This window comes from Phascolarctobacterium sp., from assembly GCF_030531065.1.
In the GTDB taxonomy this organism is placed as follows: Bacteria; Bacillota; Negativicutes; order Acidaminococcales; family Acidaminococcaceae; genus Phascolarctobacterium_A.
In genome coordinates, this window is sequence record NZ_JAUNOQ010000001.1 from 238,798 (window position 1) to 252,228 (window position 13,431).

10 protein-coding genes are annotated in these 13,431 nt (G+C 54.2%); all 10 read left to right on the plus strand.

All coding sequences use genetic code 11. The annotated features are described in order from the left end of the window. Nucleotides 1-83: 83 nt before the first annotated feature. Entirely contained in the window at nucleotides 84-1,046 is a 963-nt protein-coding gene (gene glpX, locus Q4E64_RS01200) for a class II fructose-bisphosphatase (protein ID WP_303165833.1), read from the plus strand. 96 nt (nucleotides 1,047-1,142) lie between these two features. Continuing rightward, the gene (mfd, locus tag Q4E64_RS01205; RefSeq protein ID WP_303165834.1) at nucleotides 1,143-4,430 is read left to right on the plus strand and encodes a transcription-repair coupling factor; all 3,288 of its coding nucleotides are present in this window, start codon (nucleotides 1,143-1,145) and stop codon (nucleotides 4,428-4,430) included. 18 nt (nucleotides 4,431-4,448) lie between these two features. Next, nucleotides 4,449-6,005 carry a polysaccharide biosynthesis protein gene (locus Q4E64_RS01210; RefSeq protein WP_303165835.1) on the plus strand — a complete coding sequence of 519 codons (1,557 nt, stop codon included), beginning with the start codon at nucleotides 4,449-4,451 and terminating at the stop codon, nucleotides 6,003-6,005. A gap of 39 nt (nucleotides 6,006-6,044) precedes the next feature. Then, nucleotides 6,045-7,586, plus strand: coding sequence for a nucleoside triphosphate pyrophosphohydrolase (gene mazG / locus Q4E64_RS01215; RefSeq protein ID WP_303165836.1), 1,542 nt, complete (start codon nucleotides 6,045-6,047; stop codon nucleotides 7,584-7,586). Between the two features lie 155 nt (nucleotides 7,587-7,741). Continuing rightward, on the plus strand, nucleotides 7,742-8,020 hold the full coding sequence (locus Q4E64_RS01220; RefSeq protein WP_293729705.1) for an HU family DNA-binding protein: 279 nt from the start codon (nucleotides 7,742-7,744) through the stop codon (nucleotides 8,018-8,020). Between the two features lie 74 nt (nucleotides 8,021-8,094). Beyond that, entirely contained in the window at nucleotides 8,095-8,406 is a 312-nt protein-coding gene (locus Q4E64_RS01225; protein ID WP_303165837.1) for a septum formation initiator family protein, read from the plus strand. Nucleotides 8,407-8,499: 93 nt separating this feature from the next. After that, nucleotides 8,500-8,946: a S1 domain-containing RNA-binding protein gene (locus Q4E64_RS01230; protein WP_293729707.1), complete on the plus strand. Its 447-nt coding sequence runs from the start codon at nucleotides 8,500-8,502 to the stop codon at nucleotides 8,944-8,946. 76 nt (nucleotides 8,947-9,022) lie between these two features. After that, entirely contained in the window at nucleotides 9,023-10,036 is a 1,014-nt protein-coding gene (tilS, locus tag Q4E64_RS01235; protein ID WP_303165838.1) for a tRNA lysidine(34) synthetase TilS, read from the plus strand. A gap of 13 nt (nucleotides 10,037-10,049) precedes the next feature. Continuing rightward, nucleotides 10,050-10,592, plus strand: a complete 543-nt coding sequence (gene hpt, locus Q4E64_RS01240) for a hypoxanthine phosphoribosyltransferase (protein ID WP_303165839.1) — start codon at nucleotides 10,050-10,052, stop codon at nucleotides 10,590-10,592. 82 nt (nucleotides 10,593-10,674) lie between these two features. After that, entirely contained in the window at nucleotides 10,675-12,627 is a 1,953-nt protein-coding gene (gene ftsH, locus Q4E64_RS01245; RefSeq protein ID WP_303165840.1) for an ATP-dependent zinc metalloprotease FtsH, read from the plus strand. Nucleotides 12,628-13,431: the final 804 nt, after the last annotated feature.

Here is a 13,431-nt window from a genome sequence, read left to right on the forward strand (position 1 = left end):
AGTCTGAAAGTGTCATAATTAAAGAGTAAATATCTGATAATTTTCACGTATATTGTGCAAAAATATTAAGGAGTGATGTAAGGATGAACAGAGAGCTTTCTATGGAATTTGTACGCGTTACCGAGGCTGCCGCCATTGCCTGCGGCCGTTTGGTAGGCAGGGGCGACAAGAACGGCGCCGACGGTTTGGCGGTTGACGCTATGCGCGCCGCTTTTGATACCGTAAATATTAACGGTACCGTAGTTATCGGCGAAGGCGAAATGGACGAAGCGCCGATGCTGTATATCGGCGAAGAGGTGGGCGCAGGCGGTCCGGCTGTGGATATTGCCGTTGACCCGGTGGAAGGAACTAATCTGGTGGCTAAAGGCCAGCCCGGCGCTATCGCAGTTATTGCTATCGCTCCCCGCGGTTGTCTGCTGCACGCCCCCGATATGTACATGGATAAAATTGCCGTTGGCCCCCGCGCTAAGGGCTGCATCAATATTGACGCGCCTATTTCCGAAAATCTGGAGCGCGTAGCTAAGGCTATGGAACGTAAGGTTGCCGATTTGAACGTAGTGCTGCTGGACCGCGAGCGTCATTATCCGCTGATGGAGGAAATCAGAAAAGCCGGCGCACGTATTTCCCTGATTACCGACGGTGACGTTAACCCCATCGTGGAGTGCTGCATCGAAGGCAGCGGCATCCATATGTATGTGGGCAAGGGCGGCGCTCCCGAAGGCGTTTTGGGCGCGGCAGCCGTAAAATGCCTGGGCGGCGATATGCAGGCCCGCCTGTGCCCTGAGGACGACGCGCAGGTACAGCGCTGCCTGAAGATGGGCATTGCCGACGTTAATAAGGTTTTGACCTTGGACGATTTGGTAAAGGGCGACGATTGCATGTTTACCGCGACGGCTATTACCAATTGCAATATGCTGCACGGTCTGCGTTATTTTGCCGACGGCGTGCGTACCCATACTATTTCCGCCCGCTATAAAACCGGTACGGTTCGCTTTGTGGACGCAATCCACAGCCTGGACCGCAAGGTATTGGCGGTAAAACTGTAATTTGTTTATTTGTAGGGACTGACGGCAGGCCGGCCTTGCTGCGCGCGGCGGGGGACTTGCCTCAGTCCTCAGTTTTCTTTAGAATTTTTAAGACTTATGGATAATATTTTACTTAAACAGGTAGCCGCCGTGCGCGAGGTGCGGCAGGCAGCCCTTTATCATTTGGACAAACAGGCCTGTATTTTAACCGGGTTGGCGCAAAGCTGCAAGCCGGTCTTTTTTGCTGCCGTGGATAAGCTTCTGGGCGAGCGCGGCAGCCTGGCCTTCATTACGGCGTCCCGTGAGGAAATTCGCGCTTATCGCCGGGAGCTGAATTATTTTTATCCCGATCTGCCCATGCAGGAGCTGTATCCCGTCAGCCTGCCGAGGGTGCAGGCCGATACCCAAAGCCTGGAGCTGCAGGCCGGGCGCGCGGCGGCGCTGCGCTTTTTGCAGGGCGAGGAGCGGGGCATAGTTTTTATTACTGCGGAAGCCTTGCAGCAGAAGCAGCTGCGGCCGTCGGCGCAAAGTAATAAGGAACTGCGGCTGGCAGTGGGCGAAGCCCACGAGCAGAAGGATGTGGTCGCGGCGCTGCTGGAGCTGGGCTACGAGCGCACCGACCAGGTGGACGCCATCGGTCAGTTCTGCCTGCGCGGCGATATTCTGGATATTTTTCCTATTAACAGCAGTGCGCCGGTGCGTGTGGAATGGTTTGATAACGAGCTGGACGCTATGCGCAGCTTTGACGTTAATAACCAGCGCAGCATCAAAACGCTGGAAAATATTAAAATTGCGGCGCTGGCTGCGGCTTTGGACGATGTGTACGAGGCTTCGGTGCTGGATTACTGTGCGGCGCGGACGCTTGTGGTTGTGGATGAACCGGCGCGAACCTTTGAAATGCTGGATAAGCTGGATAAGGAAAACAAGGCCGACGCCGCCGAGCTGTTTACTAAGGACGAACTGCTGGAGCAGCTGAGCCGGAGCAATGTGCAGCTGGCCTCCGCGCTGTCCCACAGCTATTTGTCCCAGCTGCCGGCGCTGAATATTCCCGTGCGGGCCGTGGCTCCCTATAATAAAAATACCGGTCGCCTGGTTGAAGATTTGACAGGCTGGCTGGCCAGCGGTATTACGCCTATCGTGATGCTGTCCGGCAGCGTTAAAGCCCGTGGCTTTGCGGAAAATCTGCATAATTACGGCTTGCAGGGACTTTATGTACAGCTGGATTTGAAGCCGGGCAAGGTTAACGTGATGAACGGCGAGCTGAATCATGGCTTCCGCTTTTGGGATACTAACTGGCTGCTGCTGACGGAAAACGATATTTTCGGTATGCAGAAGCGCAAGCGGCTGCACAGCAAGCATCAGGGACAGCAGCTGGAATATTTTTCGGATATTAAGGTCGGGGATTATGTCGTACATAAGCACCACGGTATCGGCCGCTACATCGGCGTGGAAAACGTGGAGGTCGGCGGCGTACACCGCGACTATCTGCTGCTGGCTTACGCCGGGGACGATAAGCTGTATGTGCCGGTGGACCAGGTAGGCCTGCTGCATAAATATGTTGGCGCCGAGGGCGCTGTGCCGCGCTTGTCCAAGATGGGCGGCAGCGATTGGAAGCGCACTACCTCCAAGGCGGCCAAGGCTATTACGGAGCTGGCGGAGGAGTTGCTGCGGGTGTACGCCCAGCGGCAGATCGTGCAGGGCTTTGCCTTTAGCCCGGATACGCCGTTGCAAAAGGAATTTGAGGACGAATTTCCCTATGAGGAAACTCCCGACCAGCTTAAGGCTATTGCCGAGATTAAGGCCGATATGGAAAAGCCCCAGCCCATGGAACGGCTGCTGTGCGGCGACGTTGGCTATGGCAAAACGGAGGTGGCGCTGCGCGCCGCCTTTAAAGCCGTGGTGGACGGCAAGCAGGTGGCGGTGATGGTGCCGACCACGGTGCTGGCCCAGCAGCATTTTTTAACCTTTAAGGAACGGCTGCGTAATTTTGGCGTGACTGTGGAAATGCTGAACCGTTTTTGCAGCGCCAAGGAGCAAAAACGCATTTTGCAGAATTTAGAGGACGGGCGCGTCGATATTTTAATCGGGACGCACCGCCTTTTGCAGGCCGACGTGCATTTCCCCAATCTGGGGCTGCTGATTATCGACGAGGAGCAGCGCTTTGGCGTGGCGCAGAAGGAAAAAATTAAAAAGTGGCGCACGGGCATTGATGTGCTGACGCTGTCGGCAACGCCCATTCCCCGCACACTGCACCTGGCTTTGGTTAAGGGACGCGATATGAGCGTTATCGAGTCGCCGCCGGAGGATCGCCTGCCGGTGGAAACCTATGTCAGCGAATATAACGACGGTATGATTAAGGAGGCTATCGAGCGCGAGCTGCGGCGCGGCGGACGCATTTATTATATTCATAACCGGGTCAGCGGCTTGGAAGCTATCGCTACGCGCCTGCGCCGTCTGGTGCCGGGCGTGAGCATAAAAATAGCTCACGGCCAGATGAACGAGGACGCGCTGGAGGACGCTATGATAACCTTCTACGAGGGCGGCTGCGATATTTTGCTTTGTACCACCATCGTGGAAAACGGCTTGGACGTACCGCTGGCTAATACGATTATTATCGACGGGGCGGAAAACTTTGGCCTGTCCCAACTGTACCAGATGCGGGGGCGCGTGGGCCGCAGCTCTCGTCTGGCTTACGCTTATTTCGTTTACAAGCCCAATAAGGCTCTGAGCGAAATCGCGGAAAAGCGGCTGCAGGCTATCCGCGATTTTACGGAGCTGGGCGCGGGCTTTAAGATTGCCATGCGCGATTTGGAAATCCGCGGCGCAGGCAATCTTCTGGGGCCGCAGCAGCACGGGCATATCGTTGGCATAGGCTTTGCCGCCTATTGCGAAATGCTGGAGCAAACTATCGAGCGCCTGCAGAGCGGCAAGGTTGCGGCGCAGGAGCCGGAGCCGGTGCTGGAAATTCCCGCCGAGGCTTATATCCCCGATTCCTATATTGCCGACCCGCGCTATAAAATGGAGCTGTACCGCCGCTTTGCCGAAATGGCCTACAGCGAGCGGGACGATTTAATGGACGAGCTTATCGACCGCTTCGGCAATCCGCCGCCGGAGGTGGAAACCCTGTGGCGCTTGTCGTCGCTGAAGGGCTTGTGCCGTTTGATGCGTGTGCGCGGCATCAATGTGCGGCAGGGAACCATCCGCATTACCTTCGCGCCGAAGGCTCAGGTGGATCCGGAGGCTTTTATGAAGCTTATCGATTCGCATAAAAAGACAATGACTTTTAAAAGCGGCGAGGAATCGCAGCTGATTTACCGCACCGGAAGTATGCAGGAGCAGCCCCTGTCGTGGCTGGAGCGCACGTTGCCGCTGCTGGCTCTGGGTAATAAATTCAATAAGAAATAAATTTGGAGGTGAAAGCAGGTGAGTAAGGATAAATTTTTGCGCGGCGCGATGATTCTGACCATGGCCGGACTGATGGTCAAGGTTATCGGCTCCGTCAACCGCATCCTGCTTTCCCGGCTTTTAGGCGGCGAGGGCATCGGCCTTTACCAGATGGCCTATCCCGTGTACCTGCTGTTGCTGTCCGTTTCCTCCGCCGGTGTTCCGGTGGCTATATCCATTATTGTGTCCGGCTATTTGGCGCGGGGCGATTACAATAGCGTGCGCCGTGTTTTCCGTTTGTCGCTGAAAATGATGGCGGGCGTTGGCCTGGCGCTGGCGCTGGCGCTGCTGCTGACGGCTGGTTGGCTGGTGGACGCCGGCGTGCTGCGGGACGGGCGCGCCTATTACGCGCTGCTGGCTTTAACGCCGTCCATCTTTTTTGCGTCGCTTTTAGCCAGCTTCCGCGGCTTTTTCCAAGGGCATCAGCTGATGACGCCGCCTGCGGTTTCGCAGATTTTAGAGCAGTTTGTCCGCGTGACGACCATGGTAGCGCTGGCTTATATGCTGCTGCCTTACGGCTTGGAATACGCCGCTGCCGGAGCTGCCTTCGGCGCGCTGCCCGGCAGCCTGACAGGCCTGGCGGTGCTGGGCTATTTTTACCGCCGTTACCGCAGTATGTGGCAGGCTGCGCCGCAGGTAAGTGCGGAAGGCGGCGGTCAGGAAAGCGCTGCGCGTATTTTAAAGCGCCTGCTGCTGCTGGCGCTGCCGGTATCCTGCGCCAATATTCTGGTGCCGGTGACCAGCAGTATCGACGTTTTGCTGGTGCCGCGCTATTTGATTGACAGCGGCTTTACGGTGGAGCAGTCCACAACCTTATTCGGCTATTTGGCAGGTATGGCCCAGCCTTTGCTGTTGATGGCGACCATTCCCACTATGTCGCTGGCTACCAGCCTGGTGCCGGCGGTGGCGGAAGCCTTTACTTTGCAGAGGCGTGATATTATCGAGCAGAAGGCGGCCACGGCCATGAAGCTGTGCTGTCTGCTGACGGTGCCTGCCGCCGTGGGCATGAGCGTTTTGGCCGAGCCCATCAGCCGCCTTTTATACGGTACGGGCAAGGCCGCGCCTGCCATTATGCATTCGGGCCCGGCAATCTGGCTGCTGGGCATGCAGCAGGTGACTACGGGAATTTTGCAGGGTATGGGTCACAGCAGCCTGCCCATGCTGAATATGCTGCTGGGCATTGGGGCGAAGCTGATTGCCGTGTGCCAGCTGACCAACGCGGCTTATAATATCGCGGGAGCGGCCTGGGCCACCAATATCAATTTTGGCTTAACGGCGGCGCTGAACATTTTTATGCTGCGTTATTACAAAATAAATTTTTATTGGTATAATATAGGAAAAATCCTGCTGGCGTCCGCTTGTATGGGAGCCGTCGCCTGGCAGAGCCACGGGCTGCTGTTGACGGCCGTTGGCCGGACGGGGGCGGCAGTGGGCGCTATGCTTTGCGCCGCGCTGTTTTATGCCGCGCTGCTGCCGCTTTTGGGTGTGGTGACTAAAGACGAGCTGCGGCAGCTGCCGCTGTTGAAAAAATTTTAAAGTAAACTGCACAAGGCTTATTGAGAAAGAAGGCGTAATATGGGAACGATTACTATTGTCGGTCTGGGACCCGGAGCCGCAGGCCATATGTCCGTGGAAACCATGGAGCTGCTGCAAAGCTGTCCGCAGGTAATTCTGCGCACGGCAGTGCATCCTACGGTCAGCGAGCTGCAGAAGCAGAACGTGGCCTACAGCTCCTGCGACGATTTGTACGAGCAGGGCTCGTCCTTTGAGGAGGTTTACGCCGGCGTAACGCAAAGAGTGCTGGCGGCTGCGGCCAAGGGCGACGTGGTTTACGCCGTGCCGGGCAGTCCGTTGGTGGCTGAAAAAACCGTGGTGCTGCTGCGCCAGGCTGCCGGGGAGCGGGGCGTTAAGCTCATTATTAAGCCCTCCATGAGCTTTTTGGATTTGGCTTATGTGGAGCTGGGTATCGACCCTATCGCGGGCCTGCGCATTATCGACGCGCAGGACTTCGGCGCGATCGGCGAGGCGGGGGCCTACCCGCTGATGATCACTCAGGTGTACAGCCAGCTGGTGGCCAGCGATTTAAAAATCGCGCTGATGGATAATTTAAACGACGATTACGAAATTTATTTCCTGCGCAATTTGGGCCTTCCGGATGAGGAATGCCGCAAGGTAAAATTGTTTGAGCTGGACCGTCAGCCCCATATCGACCATTTGACCAGCGTGTATGTGCCGCCTGAAACTTTTGCCGGCGAGCTGCAGTCCTTTGGGGAAGAGGAGGAAGACGCGGCGGCCGACGAGCTGGGCGGCGTTGATGAAGCTTTAGTGACGACAGCCGGTTTTGATGATGTGGATATTCAACCGTTGGTGGACGTGATGCGTACACTGCGCGAGCCGGGCGGCTGCCCTTGGGACAGGGAGCAGACCCACGCTTCCATCCGCAGCAATATGATCGAAGAGGTTTACGAATATCTGGAGGCTGTGGACGCCGACGATACGGACGGTATGCGCGAGGAACTGGGCGACGTGCTGATGCAGATCGTTTTTCATGCGCGTATGGCCGAGGAAGCGGGACGCTTTGATTTGCAGGACGTTATCGACGAGGTGGTGGATAAGCTGATTCGCCGCCATCCCCATGTGTTTGGGGAAACCAAGGTGCAGGGCGTGGGCGATGTGCTGCGCAACTGGGAGACTATTAAAAAAGAAGAAAAAGCCGAGCGTAAGCATGTTCTGGACGGCGTTACCCAGGGACTGCCGGCGCTGCTGCGGGCTTATAAATTGCAGGGCAAGGCCGCCAAGGTGGGCTTCGACTGGCCGGACAGCGAGGGCGTATGGGCCAAGGTGCAGGAGGAGCTGGGCGAGCTGCGGGAGGCTTTAGCCAACGGCGACGCGCAGGCAGCGGAAAACGAGCTGGGCGACGTGCTTTTCGCGGTGGTAAATTATGCGCGCCATAATAGGATTGAGCCGGAAGTTGCTCTGAACGGCACCAATAACCGTTTCGCCAACCGCTTCAATTATGTGGAGCGGCAGGTAGAGGCCAGTGGCCGTCCGTGGAGAGAATTTACGCTGGACGAGTTAGATAAGTTTTGGGAAGAAGCGAAGAAAAGCGAAAAATAAGCTGTGCCTGGGGATAAATTGTCTTCAAAATAGGAAAAATTTGAAAACGCACTTGCAGGAAAAAGCGTTAGAGTGTATACTATTGCTAGTCAGTATGAGCCTCAGGCTCTGAACGCAAGCATGCAGCAAGATAATGACTGAAGGAGGATGATTTCATGAATAAGACTGAACTAATCGCCGCTGTTGCCGAAAAAGCAGGCTTAACCAAAAAAGATGTAGAAAAGGCTATCACCGCTACTTTAGAAACCGTAAAAGAAGAAGTAGCTAAAGGTGGCAAGGTACAGGTTGTCGGCTTCGGCACCTTTGAAGCTCGCGCTCGCAAGGAACGCATGGGCAAGAATCCGCAAACCGGCAAAGCAGTTGAAATTCCGGCTGCTACCGTTCCGGCTTTCAAAGCTGGCAAGGCTTTCAAGGATGTTGTAAACGCAAAATAATTTGCGTTGAAATAATGCCCGGCTTAGAGAAAGTCGGGCATTAAGTTTTTGAGCCGTCGCTCAGGAGGTGGCTGATGAGCAGGATTAGGAGAAGAAGACGCAGAACCAGTGCTTTCAAGCTGTTTATGCTGCTCGTGCTCATCGTATGCGCCGCAGTAGTGGGCAGGCAGGAATACAGCATTTATCAAATCAAGCGGGAACAGGCGGCGACGCAGCAGCGCATCGATTCCCTGAAGCAGCAAAAGGCTGCGCTGGAGCAGGAGCGTAAGCGCCTGGACGACCCTCGTTATATCGAAAAGCTGGCTCGCGAGGACTATAATATGGTGGGTAAAAACGAAGTTCCTCTCTTTATCGTGGAGGAGCAGAAGCAAGCAGAACAGAAGTAATAATTTTGTTCTGCTTTTTTTGTTGACACTATTATTTTTTAAAGAGTATAATACAATAGTATCAAAGAATTTTTAAGGGGGATTTTTTTCTCGATGTCACTTGAAGTAGGTGCAATTGTAGAGGGTGAAGTCACTGGCATCACCAACTTTGGCGCTTTTGTCCAATTACCGGAGGGCAAAGTGGGCCTGATTCATATTTCCGAGGTTTCCAATGTTTACGTCAAGGATGTGCATGACTTTTTAAAGGAACACGACAAAGTAAAGGTTAAGGTGCTGACCATTGACGAACGCGGTAAGATCGGACTGTCCATTAAGCAGCTGACGCCGCCGCCTGCGCCGCAGCCCAAGCCTCAGCGTCCGCAGAATGAAAACCGTGAACGTCGTGGCGGTATGCGCCAGCAGAACGCGCGTCCGTTGTCACCGCTTTCTTTTGAGGATAAATTGTCGAAATTTTTAAAGGACAGCGACGACCGTATGCTGGATCTCAAACGTAATACCGAATCTAAACGCGGTGGTCGTGGCGCCAGACGTGAAAGATAATTGTTGGCGGACATAGGGCACTCTCTGGGGTGCCCTTTCTTTGCGCACAGCCAGACGCAGTGAGGAGGGAAGCTGCTTGAAAAAAATACATCCCTTGGTGTTTAGGCTGCACCGGACGCTGCAAAAATTTTTGCGGCGGGACGGGCATTATCTTTTAGCTGTCAGCGGCGGCGCGGACAGCATGGCTTTGGCCTGCGCCTGCGCTGTTTTGCAAAGCGAAGGCTGGGGCCGTTACAGCGTGTGCCATGTGGAGCACGGCCTGCGCGGGCAGGAAGCGCTGGAGGACATGGCCTGGGTACAGCAGTTCTGCGTTCGGCGATGTTTGCCCTGCTGCGTGCGTCATGTGGACGTACTTGCTGAGGCTACCTCTCTGCATCTGTCCGTAGAGGCGGCGGCCAGAAGCCTGCGGTACGGCGCGCTGCGGGAGGTGCTGGCGCAAACGGGCGCGGAGGCTATAGTCACGGCTCACAACAGCGACGACCAGGCGGAAACGGTGCTGCTGCGCTTGCTGCGCGGCGCGGGTACCGGGGGCCTGGGGGGCATCCGACATGTAACTTCTTTGGCAATAAGGCCGTTCTTGGACTTTAGCCACGAACAGCTTATGGAATATTGCCGCCTGCAGGGCGTAGCCTATTGCCACGACAGCAGCAACGACGACCTGCGTTATACGCGCAACCGCGTGCGGCATCAGTTGTTGCCGCTGCTGGAGCAGGATTTTAACTGCGAGGTGCGCACGGCGCTGACGCGGACGGCGCGGCTGTTACAGGAGGATGAAGACTTTTTGGCGCGGGCTGCGGATGAACTTTATAAAGCCTGCCTGGCGCAGGACGAGGACGCGCAGGCGCGTTTGCTGGCGGAGCCGCTTATTCAGGCGGAGTCTGCTTTGCGCAAGCGGGCGCTACGGCGCGCTTATTTTGCCGTTGCGGGGCGCGAGCTGGATTATGAGCGCACGGAAGCGCTGGATAAATTGCTACTGACCAAACGCGGCGGCAGCGTTTTGCAGTTGCCGGGCGGCGTGCAGGCCGTGTATCGCGACAAAAGCCTCGCGTTTACTAATGTAAAAATAATTAAGCAGGATAAAATACTTTAAGGAGTTTTAAAACATGCATGACGATATTAAAACTATTTTGCTGACCCAAGAACAGATTGCCGCCCGCGTGCAGGAAATGGGACGTCAGATTACCGAGGACTATCAGGGGCGGGAGCTGATTGTAGTCGTGCTGCTGAAAGGAGCGGCCTGGTTCGCTACCGATTTGACCAGGGCTATAGATATGCCGGTGCGCGTTGATTTTATGGTAGCTTCTTCCTACGGCAACGGCACCAGCACCAGCGGCAATGTTAAGGTTAAGCTGGATATCAGCGAAAATATTGCGGGTAAGGACGTGCTTTTGGTAGACGACATTATTGATAGCGGAGTTACCTTCGCGGCTATCGGCGCTATGCTGCGCCAATGCAAACCAGCTACGTTGAAAACCGTAGCGCTGTGCGATAAGGCGGAACGCCGCGTCAACGGGTTGGAGGCCGATTACGTGGGCTTTAAAATCCCCGACGAATTTGTAGTAGGATACGGCCTGGATTACGCCGGTGATTACCGTAACCTGCCCTATATCGGCGTGTTGAAGCCTGCGGTTTACGCCAGAAAATAAAAAGCCTGCGAAAATAGTTGCTTGATTATGCTTCCTATAATATAATAAAATATTATCGGTTAAGTGGAAGGAGGATACGTGCTTGAATAAATTTTTTAAGAACGTACTTTTTTATCTGCTGATAATCATGGTAATCATCTGGATGTTTGATTTCTATAACGAAAAAGGCGTGAAGCCTGCGGATATAAGCTATACCAGCTTCCTGCAGCATGTGCAGCAGGAGGAAATCAAGCAGGTCAAGATAGTTGATAATGTTATCAGCGGCAAATTAAAGGATGGCCAGGAATTTTCTACGGTTGCGCCTAACGACAGCAAGCTGGTGGAAAAGCTGGAAGCCAAGAATGTGGATATTAAAGCCGAGCTGCCGCCGCAGCCACCATGGTGGATGAGCATTTTGAGCAGCCTGCTGCCCATGCTGATCATCGTCGGCCTGTGGTTCATGATGATGAACCAGAGTGGAGCCGGAGGCGGCAAGGTGATGAATTTTGGCAAGAGCCGCGCCCGCCGTTACGACGAGGATAAGGTAAAGATTACCTTTAAGGATGTGGCGGGAGCCGAAGAAGCCAAGCAGGAGCTTGAAGAAGTAGTAGAATTTTTAAAGAGCCCGCAGAAGTATAACGATTTGGGCGCTAAAATTCCCAAGGGCGTTTTGCTTTACGGCCCTCCGGGTACGGGCAAAACACTGCTGGCCAAGGCCGTTGCCGGTGAAGCAGGCGTTCCCTTCTTTAGTATTTCCGGTTCCGACTTTGTAGAGATGTTCGTCGGCGTAGGCGCTTCCCGCGTCCGCGACTTGTTCGATAACGCTAAAAAGAGCGCGCCCTGCATCGTCTTTATCGACGAAATCGACGCCGTTGGCCGCCAGCGCGGCGCAGGCTTAGGCGGCGGCCACGATGAGCGTGAGCAGACGCTGAACCAGCTGTTGGTAGAAATGGACGGCTTTAGCGCTAACGAGGGCATTATTATGATTGCCGCTACCAACCGCCCGGATATCCTTGACCCGGCGCTGCTGCGTCCCGGCCGTTTTGACCGTCAGATAGTTGTGGACCGTCCCGATATCAAAGGACGCACGGAAATTTTGAAGGTACACGTTAAGGGCAAACCCGTAGGCCCAGACGTATCTTTAGACGTTATTGCCCAGCGTACTCCCGGCTTTACCGGCGCGGATTTAGCGAACGTAGTCAACGAAGCCGCGCTGCTGACTGCTCGCCGTGATAAAAATGTTATCAATATGGCGGAAATGGAAGAGGCTGCCGAGCGCGTAATTATGGGCCCTGAACGCAAGAGCCGCGTAATCAGCGACAAGGAAAAACGCCTGACCGCATACCACGAGGGCGGGCATACCATCGTGGGCATGCTGCTGGATAATACGGATCCCGTGCATAAGGTAACGATTATCCCTCGCGGTCGTGCCGGCGGTTATACCTTGAGCTTGCCGAAAGAGGATAAATATTACGCTACCCGTAGCGAAATGCTGGACGAGCTGAAGGTGCTGCTGGGCGGCCGCGTGGCGGAAGCTTTGGTGCTGAAGGAAATTTCCAGCGGCGCCAGCAACGATTTGCAGCGCGCTACGCAGCTGGCGCGTCAGATGATTTGCGAATACGGCATGAGCGATAATATCGGTCCCGTAACCTTCGGACACCGTCAGGATCAGGTATTCCTGGGCCGCGATATTGCCCGCGATAAGGATTACAGCGAGGAGGTCGCCGCTGAAATCGATAAGGAAGTACGCGCCTTTATCGAGGACGCATACGCGGCAACTGAAAAGCTGCTCGGCGAGAATTTAGACAAGCTGCACGTTATCGCCAAGGCTTTGATGGAACGCGAAACTCTGGAAGAGGAAGAAATTAACCAGCTGGTGAAGTACGGACATATTTTGAGCGCCGAGGAAAAGCTGTATTTAGTACAGCAATCGGTGGCTGCAGAGGAAGCCGCTGCGCAAAACGAGAGCGCTGACGCCGGCACAAATCCATCCTTCTGCGGCACTGCGGAAGCTAATGAAAGTCTCGAAGCCGATAAAAACGGCGAGCAGGCATAAGTAAATAGTAGTAAGCCTTTAACCCCTGCGGTATTTGCCGCAGGGGTTTTTGTATGCTTTGGCGGATTTGTTTTTCCGTTATGTTTTGTTTGGCAGGCTTTGCTGGCAAGGCTATCCCTTATTGGCTTTTACGATTTGCGAGACTGCATTGTTTTGCGAGCCTTTTTGTACGGAAGGACTGCTAAAGTTGGGAAGAACAAGTCGAAGACAAGAGTGGCCGCGGAAGCGGCCAGTACTGCGCTAAAGAAAATTTAGACGGATAACCTTATAAATTTTACTAATTTTCGCGATAAGTCTGACTAATTTCCTCTTGTCGGGGGGGACAAGTATGGTATAATGTATCCAAAGCAAGGTGCGGACGTGAGAGATTGCTCTGTCAGGGGTGGCAGAGAGTTAAAAAAGTCCGCTGCGAGTTGAAACCTCTTTCCTTGCTATGAAATTTGGCAGGATTGGAAGCCTACCAATCCTGCTAGATTGATTATAAAGCGCTATCTGCTTCGTCAGGGCTCCTAGGAGTATTGATTATACGCCGTCGTCGCCCTTCCTCGCATCTAGCACTTTCTAATCAATCATTGCTCTACTAATCGCTGAATCGTTTGGCAATAAATTTTACCACCCCAACCTCACCCCGTTTATAAATTGTCTGCAAGGCAGAACTCAACCCGTAAAGCATGAGGAAACAAGGCAACTCATATCAAGCGGCGAGACGAAGCTTTAAGGACATTTTATAAAAATAAAATAATCCTTAGAGTCCAGCGGTAATATGTCAAGCTAAAAATTAGTAAAAAGATGAAAGATTTTACG

Bases quoted from the DNA above. Each gene is read 5' to 3' on its own strand.
- glpX (WP_303165833.1), top strand. From the start codon at position 84: ATGAACAGAGAGCTTTCTATGGAATTTGTACGCGTTACCGAGGCTGCC.
- mfd (WP_303165834.1), top strand. From the start codon at position 1,143: ATGGATAATATTTTACTTAAACAGGTAGCCGCCGTGCGCGAGGTGCGG.
- mazG (WP_303165836.1), top strand. From the start codon at position 6,045: ATGGGAACGATTACTATTGTCGGTCTGGGACCCGGAGCCGCAGGCCAT.
- Q4E64_RS01220 (WP_293729705.1), top strand. From the start codon at position 7,742: ATGAATAAGACTGAACTAATCGCCGCTGTTGCCGAAAAAGCAGGCTTA.
- Q4E64_RS01225 (WP_303165837.1), top strand. From the start codon at position 8,095: ATGAGCAGGATTAGGAGAAGAAGACGCAGAACCAGTGCTTTCAAGCTG.
- Q4E64_RS01230 (WP_293729707.1), top strand. From the start codon at position 8,500: ATGTCACTTGAAGTAGGTGCAATTGTAGAGGGTGAAGTCACTGGCATC.
- hpt (WP_303165839.1), top strand. From the start codon at position 10,050: ATGCATGACGATATTAAAACTATTTTGCTGACCCAAGAACAGATTGCC.